We start from the raw sequence: 15,135 nt of genomic DNA on the forward strand, positions 1-15,135 counted from the left end.
ATTAACCAATCCAGACTTACGAAGTTTTTAAAACTTCGTAAGTCTTCAAAGGCCTCGCGTTAAAAATCTGTCAAATTTTCATATTCAGTACAACACTAACCGATGAATTTACGATACCGTAATCTCGCCTCTCAAATCCGTTTCCAGCCATTCTTTTACCTGCAAGGGATCATCGCTTTGGCCCAGCAGGTACATCATTTTGGTAACAGCCGATTCAAAGGTCATGTCATAGCCGTTGGCTACGCCGATATCTTTGAGATGTTTGCTGGTTTCGTAACGGCCGAGTTCAACCGTACCTACCTTACATTGCGAAATATCAAGGATTACCTTACCGCTGTCGATAGCGCTTTTAAGCAAATCGATAAACCAACTGTCGGTTGTGGTATTACCGGCCCCGAAGGTTTCCATTACTATACCCCGCACGTCGGCGCTTAAAATGTTCTCAACCACTTTAGGGCTTATGCCCGGGTATAACTTCAATACGCCAACATCATTCACCAGGTTATTGTGTACAATCAACGAGCTTTCGTCTTCTGGCAGCCTGATATCGTTCGCGCTAAAGCGTAAATGAACGCCCGATTCGGCCAATATAGGATAGTTTGGCGAGCGAAAAGCCTCAAACTTTGATGAATTATATTTAAAAGCCCTGTTACCACGGAACAGTTTATAATCAAAATAGATACAAACCTCGGGCACGCGGGCACGGTCATTCTTTTTGGCTTTGGCTATTTCAATAGCCGTCATCAGGTTTTCCTTTGCATCAGTGCGGATGGCGCTTATCGGCAGTTGCGAGCCTGTGAAAATAATGGGCTTGCCTAAGTTTTCTAACATAAAACTTAATGCAGATGCGGTATATGCCATCGTATCCGAGCCGTGCAAAATCACAAAACCATCATTATCATGATAGTTTGACTGGATCAAACCAGCCAGCTCGCTCCAGATTTCGGGGTTCATGTTTGATGAATCAATGATCTCATCAAACGAGTGTACTTTGATACGGCAGTTAAGCTTTTCAAGCTCGGGCACGTTATCCATTATTTGCTCAAAGTTGATAGGCTTGAGCACCTTTGTAACCGGATCACTCATCATACCTATTGTCCCTCCGGTATAGATGATCAAAATTTGGCTCATTAATTAAGTTTATGCTGTATATAAATATTAAACAATTTTAAATTCCGAATACAAGCCTGGAATTTTCGGTAGTGACCTCTGCCACTTTTTCAATGCTTGTTTGGTGAAGCTCCGCCACCTTTTGGGCTATATATACCAAGTACGAGCTTTCGTTAGGTTTACCCCTGAACGGAACAGGCGTAAGGTACGGAGAATCTGTTTCTAAAACGATATGTTTAAGGTCAATTTCCGGTATTACTTTATCAAGCCCCGAGTTTTTGTAGGTAACTACCCCACCTATGCCCAGGTAAAAATTAAGGTCGATCACTTTTTGGGCTTGCTCAACAGTACCTCCAAAACAATGAAAAATACCCCGTAACTTTTCATCTGCTTCCCCCTTCAGCACTTCGTACACTTCATCAAAAGCATCGCGACAGTGGATCACAATGGCCAGATCAAGGCTTTTGGCCCAGTTGATCTGTTTTACAAACGCATCTACCTGTTCCTTTAAATGCGTTTTATCCCAATACAGGTCAATACCTATCTCGCCTATGGCATAGATCCTGTTTTGCTGATGGGCATTCATGATGGCCGAAAGTTCTTCTTCCCAATTCTCCTTTACATCACAGGGGTGTAAGCCCAGCATCGGATAGCAATATTGAGGATACTCATTCGCCAAACCATAAACCAACGGAACGGAAGCCGCATCAACATTGGGTAAAAACAAACGGGTAATGTTATTATCGATACAACGCTGCATTAACGCGGCGCGTTTTTCAGGAATGGTTTCGTAGTATTGATGGGTGTGCGTGTCGGTTAAAACCATGCTGCAAAAATAAACCTTGAATACTTAATAACGAATTTATAGCGGTAAAGTATAAATCACTTTAACTAAAAATTACGCCTTATAAACAAAAAACCTCCCGCTTTTGGCGAGAGGTTTCTTTTATCAGTTCTTTTTAGTAGCCGGTTTCTTTGTGCCGGCCTTTTTTAGTGGAGCTTTACCAGCAGCCGGTTTCGGGGTAACCGCGGCATGTTTGCCTGGTTTTACTTTTACCAGTTCGATATCGAACACCAATGTGCTGTATCCTGGGATTTCCGATCCGTAAGGACGTTCGCCGTAGGCAAGATTTGAAGGAATGATGAATGTTGCTTTTGAACCTTCATTTAATAAAAGCAAACCTTCATCCCAACCTGATATTACCCTATGCTCGCCCAAAACAACGCTTATAGGCTCATACGGACGGCCTGGTTGTTGTATACCTGCCGCTTTGGCGTTAGCTTCAATGCTGGTATCAAACAGTTTACCGTTAAGCAACTTTCCGGTATAATTTACCAGCACGGTATCGCCGTTAAGCGGCTTTCTTTTGGTTGTTGGGCTGGTTATCACGTATTTTAAGCCTGAAGCTGTAGTAACAGGTTTAAGACCATGTGCCGTAATATAGCTTTCTCTGTCGGCTGTTTCAGCTTGTTTTAGTTTTTCAAGGCCTGCATTCCTTTCGGCAATGGCATCATTTAACGATTGAACCTTCTCTATCTTCAAAATAAAAGTAAGAAAGCTGCCTTTAGGTAAAAATGGCGGACGGGCTTCTTCATGACCAACAAATACCGAATCAGTTGGAATTTTAACCAGGGCACTGTCTTTTGCTGCAAGCAGCGGGAATATTTCCATCAGGTCGCCTACATTTTGCGAGGCCTGCACCTGGGCTTGTACGGGATGTCCTGCCTTATAACTACTGAACAGTACTGAATCTTTATCGGTTTTCTGGATAAAGTTAAAAGTAAGCACATCGTTGATCTTAGCTTTGTTGCCCGGGTTAGCAGTATAGATCTGGTAAAGCGCGCCTTTAGCGGTTTTCTGCAAACCAGCCGTTTGCGCACCTGCGTTTAAAGCAAGCGCAGAAAGCGCCGGCAATAAAAAAGAAAAAATATGTTTTTTCATAAGTTATAAATAAAAAAGCCTTTCCTGCTTTGAGCAGGAAAGGCCTTATAAAACATAATAATTATTTCGTTGTCGGGGTTGGCATTTGCATTTGCGGTGCAACCGGTTTTGGTGCATTTGGATTTGGGTGGATGATATTTACCAGCTCAACTTCAAATACAAGCGGCGTATAAGGCTGCATTTGCTGGCTTCCCTGATCGCCATAACCTAATGATGATGGAATAACCAACATCGCTTTAGTCCCTTTATTAAACAATTGAAAAGCTTCGTCCCAGCCTTTGATCACTTTACCTTCACCTACCGGAATACGGATTGGCTGATAAGGGTTCATCGGGTTGATCTGCATCTTTTCTTTTACAGCTACTGCTTTAACACTTGTTTCCAAAACTTTGCCAGTAACAAGCCTTAAAGTATAATTGATTACTGCTGTATCACCTACTGCTACGTTAGCACCACTGCCTGGTGTAGTAACGGCATAATTTAAGCCTGATGTAGTTTTTACAAATTTCAGGTCTTTATGTGCATCCAGGTAACCCTGGATCTTAGCAGGCTCTTTACCTTTAAGGGCGTCGGTTTGACCTTTCATGTATTGGGTAACGCGATCGCGGAAAACTTGCTCGGTAAGTGCGCCCTTAGCAACTACCTTTTCAATTTTAATAGTATAAACCAGGTACTTACCTTTAAAGCCCGGTGGGCGTTGCTGACCGCCTTTAAATACCGAATCGGCAGCTATTTTAAATGTGGCGCTATCACCTTCGCCCAATAATGCTAAGCCAGAAACAATATCACCTTTCGTTTGGGGTTTAGGCATCAGCGTTGGTATAGGCTGGCCGTTATCATAAGAATTATTGATAATTGAATCCTTATCGGTTTTGAGGATCATGTTCAGTGTCAAAAAGTCACCTTCCTTAACTTTAGGATTGCCTTTTGAGGTGTGGATATTATAAAGCAAGCCGCCTTCGCCCTGCTTAAACCCACCGTTACAACTTGCAAATCCAATAGCCGCAAGTGACAGAAACATCAGTTTTCTTTTCATCATTACTTTTTTACTGTATTAATAGTTTTTTATATTCGGGTAAAATTTGTTTAAATTGTTGTATAACCTGTTCAAGGCTACCGTCAGAATGGCCGCCGGCTGCATTGCGGTGACCGCCGCCATTGAAGTATTTTTTGCAAATCTCGTTGGCCGGGAACTCGCCTTTTGAGCGTAATGAAAGTTTCACCCTGTCGCTTCGTTCAACTATGAAAGCAGCCAAACGGATGCTTGCCATTGATAATGCATAATTTACCACACCTTCCGTGTCGCCTGTTTCAACATCAAAACGTTCCAGGTCATGTTTGTTAACTGCAATTATAGCTGTATTAAACTCAGGCAATACCTCCAGGCAATTAGCCAGGCAATGACCTAAAAAGCGCAGCCTGTTTTCAGATGCGCTATTATACACCAGCTCATGAATGCGCCAGTTAACCGCACCGGCATCTATCAAATCAGCAACTATGCGGTGAACTCCGGATGTAGTGTTGGGAAGCCTGAATGAAGCCGAATCGGTCATAATGCCTGTATAAAGACAGGTTGCCACATTTTTATTTACAAGTTCTTTGTGGTGAAGCTCGTTTACTATAAAATCGTATACTAACTGCGCAGTAGCACAGGCATTGATATCCCAGTGCCTGTAATCGTCAAAATCGGCAGGCTCCAGGTGATGATCGATCATGATCTTGTAGGCATTACTCTCGCCAACCAGTTCGCCCATGTCATTGATACGGCTCAGCGCATTAAAGTCGAGGCAAAATATAAGTTTCGCATCTGCTATCAGGGCGGCAGCTTCTTCGCGGTGCTCGGTATAAATAATAACATTCTCGTTACCCGGCAGCCAGCTTAAAAAGTCAGGATAATCTGTAGGGGCAATAACCCTGGCATGATGGCCCTGCTGTATCAAATAATTATATAAGCCTAATGACGACCCCATAGCATCACCATCGGGTTTATGATGGGTAGTGATCACTATTTTTTGAGGTTTCGTTAAAAGGTCAGTAAGCGAAGCTAAATCTAACATCAATTCTTAAAAAAAGAGTTGCAAAGCTAAATAAATAAATGAAATACAAACCATCTAATTTAATTCAAAAAGCTTTATCTTACAGTTACAAAAGCCTATTTTTGCCGCAAATTTTAAATGTTATCATAAGCATCAGTAAGCTTATGTTTTAAAACCAACGTAACAAAGGCATTTAATCTATTAATAACCCAAAAAAGAAACAATTATTTCAATGAAAAACAACAGAACATTTACCATGATAAAGCCTGATGCCGTTGCAGACGGGCATATCGGTGCTATTTTAGACATTATTACCAAAAACGGCTTTAAAATCGTGGCGCTTAAATACACTAAATTATCTGCCGAAAAAGCGGGCCAGTTTTATGAAGTGCACAAAGAACGTCCTTTTTATAACGGATTAGTTGAGTTTATGTCATCGGGACCTATTGTAGCAGCTATTCTTGAAAAAGACAACGCTATTGCCGAATTCCGTAAATTGATTGGCGCTACTAACCCGGCCGATGCCGCTGAGGGTACCATCCGTAACCTGTATGCAAGATCAATTGGTGAAAATGCCGTTCATGGCTCAGACTCTGACGAGAATGCCGAGATTGAAGGAAACTTCTTTTTCTCGGCTTTTGAAAGGTTTTAAGTAACCTATTTCGGGTGTAATTATATAAACCAAAGTTACACCCGAAATTTTTACGTTTTTTTTGTAATTATGGTTACGTTTTTTGTAACTTTACATTATTCACCTAAACATTATTACATAATTTAATCAACCAATAATATCACAAAACATGAAACCATTATTCAAATACATATTTTACGTACTTATATTGGTGATGTTGGTTATTGGATCGATAATGCTTTACAGAACACACCCCGAAGCCCAGCTTGCGCTTACCATTCCCGGCCTGTTCATTCTTGCTTATTCAAAGCTTACGGATGATATCAAATTAAAGCATAACAGCTTACGTATGCTTAGAGGAAGATAATTTCCTCAACAAGCACACTTTTAGCTTCGTTATTAATCTTTTCAATTATCTGGCTGCGCATCAGCATCAATTCATTTTTTATTACTGATGATTCTATCCGCAGAAATAATTTCTTATCGCGCACAAATAACTCTTTGGTGCGATTGGCTACTGATTTGCCTACCAGGTCGGGCCAGGCGGTAATAACACCGGTTTCGTCAAAACGCCGCTTGATCTTATATACATTAAGCATTTGCTCAATAGCTTCTTTCAGTGTTTTGTCGTTGGTTTTACGCATCAATCGCTCCTCCTTTTACTTTAAATAGTTTAACAGGTATCCCTATTTTATTAAAAACGGTTTCAACCCGCTCAACCCCGGTATCGGTTATAAAAACCTGACCAAAATCATTGTTCGATACCATCTGCATTAATTTGGTAACCCGGCCATCATCAAGCTTGTCAAAAATATCATCAAGCAAAAGCAAGGGTTTAAATCCTTTTTGCTGGTATAAAAAAGTATATTGTGCAAGTTTAAGGGCAATTAAAAATGACTTTTGCTGTCCCTGCGACCCAAACTTTTTCATGGCCATACCATGTATATTGAATTGCAGATCATCTTTGTGAATGCCCGCCGTGGTACGCTCCAACGCCCTGTCTCGGTCAAAACTCTTTTTTAATAAACTATCGAAATCATCGGCAAGCAGTTGCGATTCATACACGAGGTCAACATGCTCGGCATTATCGCTCAAAAAACTGTAATGCTTATTAAATATAGTAACAAAACCCTCCATAAAGGCCCGGCGCCTTTCAAAAATACGATTGCCCGAAGCGTTCAATTGCCCATCAATCACTTCAAATAAGCCGGCATCATATCGCCCTGTATCCGCTACCTGTTTTAAAAGCGCGTTACGATTGGTAAGGATTTTATTATAGGTGATCAACTCATCTAAATAATGGTTATCTGTTTGCGATATCACATTATCAATAAACTTGCGGCGTTCTTCGCTCCCTTCGGTTATGATACTGGTATCATTTGGTGATATCATTACAAGCGGTAACAATCCGATATGATCGGCCAGGCGCTGATAATCTTTTTTATTGCGCTTAAACTGTTTCTTTTGATTACGCTTTACAGAGCAGGCAACAGCTTCGGGCTGATTGTTTTTATTAAAGACGCCGGTGATGATAAAAAAATCGGCACCCTGCTTAATCTGCTGGCTGTCTATCGGGTTAAAATAGCTTTTGCATAAGGACAGGTAATGAATAGCATCAAGCAAATTGGTTTTGCCGGCGCCATTATTACCTGTAAAAGCGTTAACCCCCTCGCTGAAAACCAGTTCGGCCTCATCGTAATTTTTAAAGTTAATAACTGACAGCTGTTGCAGGTGCATGGGATGGCAAAGTTACGTTTTTTTGAGTTGTTCATGGTTCATGGTTAATAGTTCATAGTAATCTTTAAATCTATTAAGCATTAACATCCTTTTTAACGTGTAAAGAAGCTACCAGCGGCTATGAACCATGAACTATTAACCATGAACCACTCTCTTTAAAGATTTAATACAAAAGGTATTGCCAGTAAATTTGAAAACCGTATTTTTGCAAACTTAATTTTAGAACAACAATGTCAAAAACCCAGGCGAACACCAAAGTTGCAGCACCAGAAAACAATTTTGGTCAGAGTGGCAAATTTGTACGCGAGAACCAGAAAAGCTTACTATTTATTGTAGGGGCCATTATTGCCCTTATTGCTATCTATTTCATTTACATTAAATTATACTTAGGTCCACGTGAAGTTACTGCCGCTAACCAAATGTACAAAGCGCAGGATTTTTGGCAGCAAAAAAACTGGGACAAAGCCATTAAAGGCGATGCCGGCTTCCCTGGTTTTGAAAAGATCATCAGCGATTACAGCAATACCAAAGCTGCTAACCTTGCTTATTTTTACCTGGGCACTGCTTATTTAAATAAAGGTGACTACCGTAAAGCCATTGATAACCTAACCAATTACCGCGGTGACGACAATATGGTAGCAGCCGAAGCTTTTGGCAGCACAGGCGACGCTTATGTTGAACTGAAAGATTACGAAAAAGCAGAAACTTATTTCAGCAAAGCTGCTGATAAAGCAAAGAATAAATTTTTATCACCGCTTTACCTTAAGAAGTTAGGTTTAACTTATGAGGCTCAAAAAAACAATAAAGAAGCTGCTGAAGCTTATAAAAGAATAAAAACCGAATATCCTGAAAGCGCTGAGGCTCAAAATATCGACGAGTATATAGCCCGTGCCGAAGCAAAACAATAATTTTAATATCGGATTTGAGAATTTCGATTTCGGATTTATCTGGTTTTAAATACCTTTAAATTCGGAATCGATTTTTTTTATAGGCAGATTTTGATCGCTGATCACAACACTTAACAAAATCCGAAATCGAACCTCCGAAATTCGAAATAAAAACATCCGAAATCAAATGGCGACCCATCTTAAAAACCTTTCCGATTTTTCAAATACCGAAATACCATCAGCAGCACCGTACCGCTTCGGTATAGTTGTAGCCGAGTGGAATGCCGAAATTACCAATGCGCTTTACCAGGGTGCATACCAAAGCCTGATAAGCAATGGCGCACTGGCCGAAAACATTTTTTCATACCAGGTACCGGGCAGCTTTGAGCTTACATCGGGAGCAGATCTGTTATTAAAAAAAGGCAACCTTGACGCGGTAATTTGCCTGGGATGTGTAATACAGGGCGAAACAAGGCATTTTGATTTTATTTGCGACGCGGTAGCAAACGGAGTAAGTAATGTTGCCATAAAGTACTCAAAACCTGTTATATTTGGTGTATTAACTACTGATAATCAGCAACAGGCTATTGACAGGGCCGGCGGCAAACATGGTAATAAAGGCGATGAGGCAGCTATAACCGCTATTAAAATGGCCGCCCTTGCTGAAACATTAAACAGTTAAAACCCGTTAAAGCAATTAATTTTAGCTCAACATGAAAAAATTAGTTTACATAGCACTTATAGCCGCGGCAGTTTCAACAGCATCATCCTGCTCAAATAAATTATGCCCGGCTTATGGTTCATATCCTAAAACAGGCCGTTAACAGTTAATTGTCATTTTTAAACCTGTTTAAACACACTACACAGTTTTTGTGTTATAATTACGTTATAGCATTTTAACTATTAATAATATGAACTGGATTTCGTTGGAGACGGCCGATCAGCTAATGGCGATCAAACAACAAGAAGGATATAGCCTTATATTTAAACATAGCACGCGCTGCTCCATCAGCATGATGGCCAAAAGGCGTTTTGAGCTTGACTGGGATAATCTTCCCGAAAATATGCCCCTTTACTTTTTAGACCTGATCAAATACCGTGACCTGTCAAACCAGGTAGCGCAATTGTTCGAGGTACACCACGAATCGCCCCAACTGTTACTCATTAAAAATGGCGAATGCATCCTTGACCAATCTCACAGCGGCATCTCCGTTGATGAAACTTTAGAAGTGCTGATTTAGATTTTGTTAATGGATCATAGTTCATGGTTCATGGGTTCACAAAGTATTTTTAGTATTAATTACGTTGCTGCAAATGCTCATGATCATTTTGCAGTCATTTGCTGCTATTATGAACTATGAACCATTCCCCATCAACTAAATATTTAACTACATTTGTACCATGATTGAATTGCCGGTAGTTCCTGCTGTTAGCCAGCCTGTCCGTAAGCCTGATTGGCTTAGGGTTAAGCTTCCTACAGGAAAAGAATATGCTCACGTACGCAGCCTTGTTGATACACATAAACTGCATACTATATGCGAAAGCGGTAACTGCCCTAATATGGGCGAGTGCTGGGGCGCCGGCACAGCCACTTTCATGATCCTTGGTAATATTTGCACCCGTTCATGTTCGTTTTGTGCAGTTGCAACCGGCAGGCCTTTAGCTGTTGATGTTGATGAGCCAAACCGCGTAGCAACTTCTGTAAAACTAATGCAGGTAAAACATTGCGTTATTACCTCTGTCGATCGTGATGATTTGAAAGACGGCGGCTCCATTATCTGGGCCGAAACCATCAATGCCATTCGTCGTGAAAGCCCCGATACTACTTTAGAAACCCTGCTGCCCGATTTTAAAGGCAACTGGGATAACCTTGCCCGCGTTTTGGAAACCAGGCCTGAGGTTGTATCACACAACCTGGAAACTGTAAGGCGCCTTACCAAAGAAGTACGGATCCAGGCAAAATATGACCGCAGTCTTGAAGCCCTGAAACATATTTCAGAAGCGGGTTTGCGTACAAAATCAGGCATTATGCTTGGCTTGGGCGAAACCGAGGAGGACGTTTTAGAAGCAATGGATGATTTGCTGGCAGCAGGCGTTCATATACTTACACTGGGGCAGTATTTACAGCCTACACGTAACCATCATCCGGTGATTGACTGGATCCATCCCGATCAGTTTGCACGTTATAAGGAATTTGGCCTTCAAAAAGGGTTCAGGTATGTTGAAAGTGGGCCGCTGGTACGCTCATCTTACCATGCAGAAAAACACTTGTTTGAAATGTGATAATTCCTTTATATCTTCATCAGGTTGAGTAAGAAACGAAAAATATCGATGTCAGAAGAAGAACTGGTGTTGTCATTACGGCACCGGGAAAAAATTGCCGTCGAAGCTTTATATGATATGTATTCGGCCTCGTTATTCGGGGTTATATCACGCATTATAAATGACACCGCTATAGCCGAAGATGTTTTACAGGAAACTTTTGTAAAAATCTGGCATTCCTTTTCAAGCTACAGTACGGAAAAAGGCCGTTTATTTACCTGGATGGTTAATATCGCGCGCAACCTTGCAATTGATAAGACCAGATCGAAAGATTTTAAGAATCAGAATAAAAACCAGGATATTGAAAATAACGTAACTTTCATTGACGAGCAACGAAACACGGTTTACAAACCTGAGTTAATGGGGGTTAAAAATTTAGTGCAAACACTAAAACCTGAGCAACGACTGATCATCGAGCTGGTTTATTTTAAAGGCTATACCCATGTGGAAGCTGCCGAAGAATTGGGCATTCCGTTGGGAACCATTAAAACCCGATTAAGAATGGCTATCCTGGAACTCAGAAAACATTTTAATTGAAGTGGAAGATTTAAAAGCATATATTGAAACAGGGATACTGGAGCTTTACGTATTAGGGGATGTTACCCCTGCCGAAAAGCTACAGGTTGAAGAACTGGCTTCAAAGCACCCTGCTATTAAGGCAGAGCTTGCCGAAATTGAACGCTCAATGGAATTGTATGCCGGAGAAAACGCGATTGAACCATCTGAATATTTACGTAGCCGCGTATTGGGAAGTTTACTAACTAATTTTGGCGACGATAATGACTTTCCTACACAAACCCATACAGAACGGGAAAGCGTTGTGGTTACACGGCCCTATAAAGAAAAAGAAATTAATTTTTATAAATACGCATTTGCCGCATGCCTTGTTCTATTGTTAGCAAGCGCAGCGGCTTTGTATAACCTTTACAACCGTCTTAATGATACCAATACCCGGCTAAATGCCATGCAGTTGCAAAACCAGCATTTTAGCACCACGGTTAGCGCAAAGGACAGCGAGCTGAACCTTTTAAGGGATACCTCATTTAAACTGATCCGTCTGAAAGGAACAGAAAAATCGTCTGAGTCGGTGATGACCGTAGCCTTTAGCCCATCCAAACAAAAAGTGGTGATTGACATGGAAGGCCTTAAATTGCCTGCAAATGACCAAGCGCATCAATACCAGCTTTGGGCACTGGTGGCCGGCAAACCTGTTGATTTGGGTGTATTTGACGCCACAGCAGATTCAAGCGGATTCAAAAATATGAAAGCGATAGCCTCGGCCGATGCCTTCGCGGTAACGCTTGAGCCAAGAGGCGGTAGTGAAAGTCCAACACTATCACAAATGGTGGTAATGGGTAAATATTAAAGCGAACACGATCTCCCAGAGCTTAATAATGATTAAAAGCTTACATTTTTTCGGATTTATTCAGAAATGATGTAAGCTTTTCGATTTTTATACGTTAATTACTTGTATTTTGTGTAAACCTAAACTACACTGGGTTAATAATTTAACATTTTTTTAACGAAAACCAAAACCAATTATTAGTTTTTTTGTAACTAATAGGAACGTGTAAACGTCTTATGATTAGTTAGGACATAAACGAGAAACAGTGAACCTGATAACCCTAACCCCCGGATTTGAGTATTTAGTTCTTTATAAGATCAGTTAATAGTTAATTAAAACGGCTGTATGATACTTGCAGCCGTTTTTTTATGCCCTTAACTTTGCCATAGTAACAGGCAATTGCGCAATGAGCTTACCGGGCAAAACTACATGCATCCGGTTTGGCAATGCAAGTTCATCGCCGGCCTTACCGTGAATATAGGCACCAATGATGCAGGCTTGATCCGGCGGATGCTTTTGCCCAAGCAAAGCAGCTATTACACCGGTAAGTACATCGCCCATACCTCCGCTTGCCATAGCAGCATTTCCTGATGAGTTAAAATATGCTTTGCCATTGGGTGCTGCGATAATGGTATAATCATTTTTCAACAGGATACACAGGTTTAACTCCTTTGCCTTTTTTATAGCGGTTTGCAGCCGTTGCCACCAACTGGTATGTTCGCCAAAAAGCCTGTCAAACTCTTTCATGTGCGGGGTTAAGATGCTCCCCGCAGGTAGCTGGGTTAATAATGCCTTATTTTCTGCAAGCAGGTTCAATGCGTCGGCATCAATAACCAGCGGTTGGTTATAGTTTTTGATGATTGCTTTTAATAATGTTAAGGCCTCGGCATCCTTGCCTAAACCAGGTCCCACAGCTATCGAACTAAATTTATCCCAATCAATATCAGGCTGCTCATCACCGTTCCTAACTATGGCCATAATCTCGGGCTGATAACTGTTTAGTGCGGGTAAGCCACTTTCGGGGATACAGGCAGTCGTCAGGCCGGCACCTGCGTGTGCTGCAGCTGATGAGCTTAATAGCGCCGCTCCCATGGTTTTTGCCTGTCCTGCAATAATCAGCACATGACCAAATGTGCCTTTATTGCTGAAACGACGACGTGGTTTTAGTATTTGTCTCACATCTTTTTCTTCAACAAGCTGATACGGTGAACTTAACGACTTGATAAACTTTTCATCTATGCCAATATTCACAGCTTCCCAGCAATTGATATAAGGTGCCGATTCCGGTAACAGGAAATTGATTTTAGGCTGCTGAAAAGTAATTACAAGGTCGGCTTTTATAGCAATGGTATCCCTGACTACTTCCCCTTCCGAAAAAAAACCTGTGGGTACATCAACAGCAACAACTATTCGGCCCAAATCATTAATGAACTTAACCAGCCGTTCATAATTGCCGGTGAGCGGTTTGTTCAAGCCGCTGCCAAGCAGGGCGTCAATAATTACCGGGCTGCTATCCGCCGGGATCTCTTCATCTTTGGCAAGTTCCTTTATAGATACGCAAGTTTGTTTTAGCCTTTCAAAATTGATGTTAAAATCCTCCGATGCCTTATCAGAAAACCGGGCTATTACGACGTTGAGCTTATTATAATGATGATCACATAAAATACGCGCAATGGCAAGCCCGTCGCCGCCGTTATTCCCCGTACCACAGTAAAAAGTTATCGGCTCGTTTTTATCGGGGAAACGGTTAACGAACCAACCCACAAACGCTTTTGAGGCGCGTTCCATCAAATCAATAGAAGCAACAGGTTCATTAGCGATAGTATAAGCATCACCCTCGCGAATTTGTTCGGCAATTAATAAAGGAAGCATATATCCTAAAGTAAGGATTTAATGGTTTTGTTTTAAGAGAAATTATTAGCAGATCAACCGAACTGCACAACAAATAATAATATCCAAAAATCCTGCTGCAAAATTATTTTAACAGATGGACTGGCAAGCTGTTTTACAATAATAAAGTGGCCGTTTCACGAGACTTTAGTTTATTATAAATACCGGTATTTAACCTTCTTCTTTGTTTTCATATTAGTTGCTTTTATAATCCAGTCCTTGCGAAATATTTGAATAGATAAAATCAATATTTATTACCTTTACATAGCATTTATCTATATTACATGACTATCACACAACTGGAGTATATTGTAGCTGTTGATACCTATCGCAGCTTTGTTTTGGCAGCCGAAAAATGTTTTGTTACCCAGCCAACATTAAGTATGCAGGTACAAAAACTGGAGGATACGCTTGGCGTTAAGATCTTTGACCGCAGCAAACAGCCCGTTGTGCCTACCGAAATAGGGATTGAAATAATTACGCAGGCACGTGTAATGCTGTCTGAGAGCGAAAAGATCAAAGAAATTATATCCGACAGGCAAAAGGAACTTTCGGGCGAATTACGGGTAGGCATCATCCCTACCGTTTCGCCCTATATATTACCTAAAATCATCCATGGCTTTATTGAAAAATATCCACAGGTAAAACTGATTGTATGGGAACAAACTACCGAAGAGATCATTCAACAGCTAAAACTCGGTATGCTTGACTGCGGCATCCTTTCTACCCCGCTTCATGAAAACAACCTTACCGAAATCCCTGTATTTTATGAAAATTTTGTAGCCTATGTATCCAAAAACAGCAAACTTTCTAAAAAGAAGAATATTGTGCCGGATGATATAGATATGGAGGAGATCTGGATCCTGAACGAAGGTCATTGCATGCGCGAGCAGGTTTTGAATATTTGCCAGCGACGGAAATCAACCCGTGGCTTTCAGCATTTTGAATACAATACCGGCAGCGTTGAAACCCTAAAACGCATGGTCGACCAAAATAACGGGGCTACCATCCTCCCCGAGTTGGCCCTGTCTGAGCTTAGCGAGAAACAACTGGATAAGGTACGCTATTTTAAATCGCCCGAACCCGCCCGTGAGGTAAGCATTGTGATACAGCGCAACTTTTTAAAACGCCGCATGATTGAAGCGCTGAAAGCTGAAATACTGGAATTTGTGCCAAAGCGGATGAAAAGCAAAAAGAAAAAGGAAGTGATGGATATTTAGTAATTGCCTATCTAT

Annotated in this window: 17 protein-coding genes; 9 read left to right on the forward strand and 8 right to left on the reverse strand. The window is 41.1% G+C overall.

The features are described 5' to 3' along the window. Nucleotides 1-108: 108 nt before the first annotated feature. The 5 genes from DIU38_RS22150 to DIU38_RS22170 all read right to left on the reverse strand — a co-directional run bounded on the left by DIU38_RS22150 (nt 109) and on the right by DIU38_RS22170 (nt 5,109). The gene (locus DIU38_RS22150; RefSeq protein WP_112651584.1) at nt 109-1,131 is read right to left on the reverse strand and encodes an asparaginase; all 1,023 of its coding nucleotides are present in this window, start codon (nt 1,129-1,131) and stop codon (nt 109-111) included. 37 nt (nt 1,132-1,168) lie between these two features. Then, nucleotides 1,169-1,936 (reverse strand): TatD family hydrolase, encoded by a 768-nt coding sequence (locus DIU38_RS22155; protein WP_112651586.1) that lies wholly within the window; start codon nt 1,934-1,936, stop codon nt 1,169-1,171. A gap of 123 nt (nt 1,937-2,059) precedes the next feature. Further along, a complete protein-coding gene (locus DIU38_RS22160) occupies nt 2,060-3,052 on the reverse strand; it encodes an FKBP-type peptidyl-prolyl cis-trans isomerase (RefSeq protein ID WP_112651588.1) in 993 nt (330 codons plus the stop codon). A gap of 61 nt (nt 3,053-3,113) precedes the next feature. Further along, entirely contained in the window at nt 3,114-4,091 is a 978-nt protein-coding gene (locus tag DIU38_RS22165; RefSeq protein ID WP_112651590.1) for an FKBP-type peptidyl-prolyl cis-trans isomerase, read from the reverse strand. A gap of 7 nt (nt 4,092-4,098) precedes the next feature. Then, nucleotides 4,099-5,109, reverse strand: coding sequence for a DHH family phosphoesterase (locus DIU38_RS22170; RefSeq protein ID WP_112651592.1), 1,011 nt, complete (start codon nt 5,107-5,109; stop codon nt 4,099-4,101). A 211-nt stretch (nt 5,110-5,320) separates the two neighbouring features. Here DIU38_RS22170 and DIU38_RS22175 point away from each other — a divergent pair, with 211 nt between their 5' ends. Beyond that, on the forward strand, nt 5,321-5,740 hold the full coding sequence (locus DIU38_RS22175; RefSeq protein WP_112651594.1) for a nucleoside-diphosphate kinase: 420 nt from the start codon (nt 5,321-5,323) through the stop codon (nt 5,738-5,740). 148 nt (nt 5,741-5,888) lie between these two features. Continuing rightward, nucleotides 5,889-6,086 carry a hypothetical protein gene (locus DIU38_RS22180; RefSeq protein ID WP_112651596.1) on the forward strand — a complete coding sequence of 66 codons (198 nt, stop codon included), beginning with the start codon at nt 5,889-5,891 and terminating at the stop codon, nt 6,084-6,086. On the opposite strand, the gene DIU38_RS22185 is transcribed toward DIU38_RS22180, so the two are convergent. Both DIU38_RS22185 and recF read right to left on the reverse strand, forming a co-directional pair. Then, on the reverse strand, nt 6,073-6,363 hold the full coding sequence (locus DIU38_RS22185; protein ID WP_090530976.1) for a DUF721 domain-containing protein: 291 nt from the start codon (nt 6,361-6,363) through the stop codon (nt 6,073-6,075). The genes DIU38_RS22180 and DIU38_RS22185 overlap by 14 nt on opposite strands. Beyond that, nucleotides 6,356-7,456: a DNA replication/repair protein RecF gene (gene recF / locus DIU38_RS22190; RefSeq protein ID WP_112651598.1), complete on the reverse strand. Its 1,101-nt coding sequence runs from the start codon at nt 7,454-7,456 to the stop codon at nt 6,356-6,358. The genes DIU38_RS22185 and recF overlap by 8 nt, the downstream gene beginning before the upstream one ends. 230 nt (nt 7,457-7,686) lie before the next feature. Between recF and DIU38_RS22195 the strand changes: the two genes are divergently transcribed. The 6 genes from DIU38_RS22195 (at nt 7,687) to DIU38_RS22220 (ending at nt 12,031) form a co-directional block, all read left to right on the forward strand. Beyond that, entirely contained in the window at nt 7,687-8,364 is a 678-nt protein-coding gene (locus DIU38_RS22195; RefSeq protein WP_112651600.1) for a tetratricopeptide repeat protein, read from the forward strand. Nucleotides 8,365-8,530: 166 nt separating this feature from the next. Further along, entirely contained in the window at nt 8,531-9,025 is a 495-nt protein-coding gene (gene ribH, locus DIU38_RS22200; RefSeq protein ID WP_112651602.1) for a 6,7-dimethyl-8-ribityllumazine synthase, read from the forward strand. Between the two features lie 229 nt (nt 9,026-9,254). Then, nucleotides 9,255-9,584: a bacillithiol system redox-active protein YtxJ gene (ytxJ, locus tag DIU38_RS22205; RefSeq protein ID WP_112651604.1), complete on the forward strand. Its 330-nt coding sequence runs from the start codon at nt 9,255-9,257 to the stop codon at nt 9,582-9,584. A gap of 160 nt (nt 9,585-9,744) precedes the next feature. Next, nucleotides 9,745-10,626: a lipoyl synthase gene (lipA, locus tag DIU38_RS22210; protein WP_090530990.1), complete on the forward strand. Its 882-nt coding sequence runs from the start codon at nt 9,745-9,747 to the stop codon at nt 10,624-10,626. A 48-nt stretch (nt 10,627-10,674) separates the two neighbouring features. Beyond that, on the forward strand, nt 10,675-11,202 hold the full coding sequence (locus tag DIU38_RS22215; RefSeq protein WP_317131807.1) for an RNA polymerase sigma factor: 528 nt from the start codon (nt 10,675-10,677) through the stop codon (nt 11,200-11,202). Nucleotide 11,203: 1 nt separating this feature from the next. Next, complete coding sequence (locus DIU38_RS22220; RefSeq protein WP_091172763.1) at nt 11,204-12,031, forward strand: anti-sigma factor; 828 nt, start codon at nt 11,204-11,206, stop codon at nt 12,029-12,031. Nucleotides 12,032-12,376: 345 nt separating this feature from the next. Here DIU38_RS22220 and DIU38_RS22225 read toward each other — a convergent pair whose 3' ends face one another. Continuing rightward, nucleotides 12,377-13,882: an NAD(P)H-hydrate dehydratase gene (locus DIU38_RS22225; RefSeq protein ID WP_112651613.1), complete on the reverse strand. Its 1,506-nt coding sequence runs from the start codon at nt 13,880-13,882 to the stop codon at nt 12,377-12,379. A gap of 302 nt (nt 13,883-14,184) precedes the next feature. On the opposite strand from DIU38_RS22225, the gene DIU38_RS22230 reads away from it, so the two are divergent. Continuing rightward, nucleotides 14,185-15,120 carry a hydrogen peroxide-inducible genes activator gene (locus tag DIU38_RS22230; protein WP_091172769.1) on the forward strand — a complete coding sequence of 312 codons (936 nt, stop codon included), beginning with the start codon at nt 14,185-14,187 and terminating at the stop codon, nt 15,118-15,120. Nucleotides 15,121-15,135 lie beyond the last annotated feature (15 nt).

The sequence above is a fragment of the Mucilaginibacter metallidurans genome, from assembly GCF_003286435.2.
GTDB classification, from domain to species: Bacteria; Bacteroidota; Bacteroidia; order Sphingobacteriales; family Sphingobacteriaceae; genus Mucilaginibacter; species Mucilaginibacter gossypii.

Excerpts from the sequence above, each read along its gene's own strand:
- DIU38_RS22230 (WP_091172769.1), top strand. The coding sequence starts at position 14,185 with ATGACTATCACACAACTGGAGTATATTGTAGCTGTTGATACCTATCGC.
- lipA (WP_090530990.1), top strand. The coding sequence starts at position 9,745 with ATGATTGAATTGCCGGTAGTTCCTGCTGTTAGCCAGCCTGTCCGTAAG.
- DIU38_RS22215 (WP_317131807.1), top strand. The coding sequence starts at position 10,675 with ATGTCAGAAGAAGAACTGGTGTTGTCATTACGGCACCGGGAAAAAATT.
- DIU38_RS22170 (WP_112651592.1), bottom strand. The coding sequence starts at position 5,109 with ATGTTAGATTTAGCTTCGCTTACTGACCTTTTAACGAAACCTCAAAAA.
- ytxJ (WP_112651604.1), top strand. The coding sequence starts at position 9,255 with ATGAACTGGATTTCGTTGGAGACGGCCGATCAGCTAATGGCGATCAAA.
- DIU38_RS22225 (WP_112651613.1), bottom strand. The coding sequence starts at position 13,882 with ATGCTTCCTTTATTAATTGCCGAACAAATTCGCGAGGGTGATGCTTAT.
- ribH (WP_112651602.1), top strand. The coding sequence starts at position 8,531 with ATGGCGACCCATCTTAAAAACCTTTCCGATTTTTCAAATACCGAAATA.
- DIU38_RS22165 (WP_112651590.1), bottom strand. The coding sequence starts at position 4,091 with ATGATGAAAAGAAAACTGATGTTTCTGTCACTTGCGGCTATTGGATTT.
- DIU38_RS22175 (WP_112651594.1), top strand. The coding sequence starts at position 5,321 with ATGAAAAACAACAGAACATTTACCATGATAAAGCCTGATGCCGTTGCA.
- DIU38_RS22155 (WP_112651586.1), bottom strand. The coding sequence starts at position 1,936 with ATGGTTTTAACCGACACGCACACCCATCAATACTACGAAACCATTCCT.
- DIU38_RS22185 (WP_090530976.1), bottom strand. The coding sequence starts at position 6,363 with ATGCGTAAAACCAACGACAAAACACTGAAAGAAGCTATTGAGCAAATG.
- recF (WP_112651598.1), bottom strand. The coding sequence starts at position 7,456 with ATGCACCTGCAACAGCTGTCAGTTATTAACTTTAAAAATTACGATGAG.
- DIU38_RS22160 (WP_112651588.1), bottom strand. The coding sequence starts at position 3,052 with ATGAAAAAACATATTTTTTCTTTTTTATTGCCGGCGCTTTCTGCGCTT.
- DIU38_RS22150 (WP_112651584.1), bottom strand. The coding sequence starts at position 1,131 with ATGAGCCAAATTTTGATCATCTATACCGGAGGGACAATAGGTATGATG.
- DIU38_RS22180 (WP_112651596.1), top strand. The coding sequence starts at position 5,889 with ATGAAACCATTATTCAAATACATATTTTACGTACTTATATTGGTGATG.
- DIU38_RS22195 (WP_112651600.1), top strand. The coding sequence starts at position 7,687 with ATGTCAAAAACCCAGGCGAACACCAAAGTTGCAGCACCAGAAAACAAT.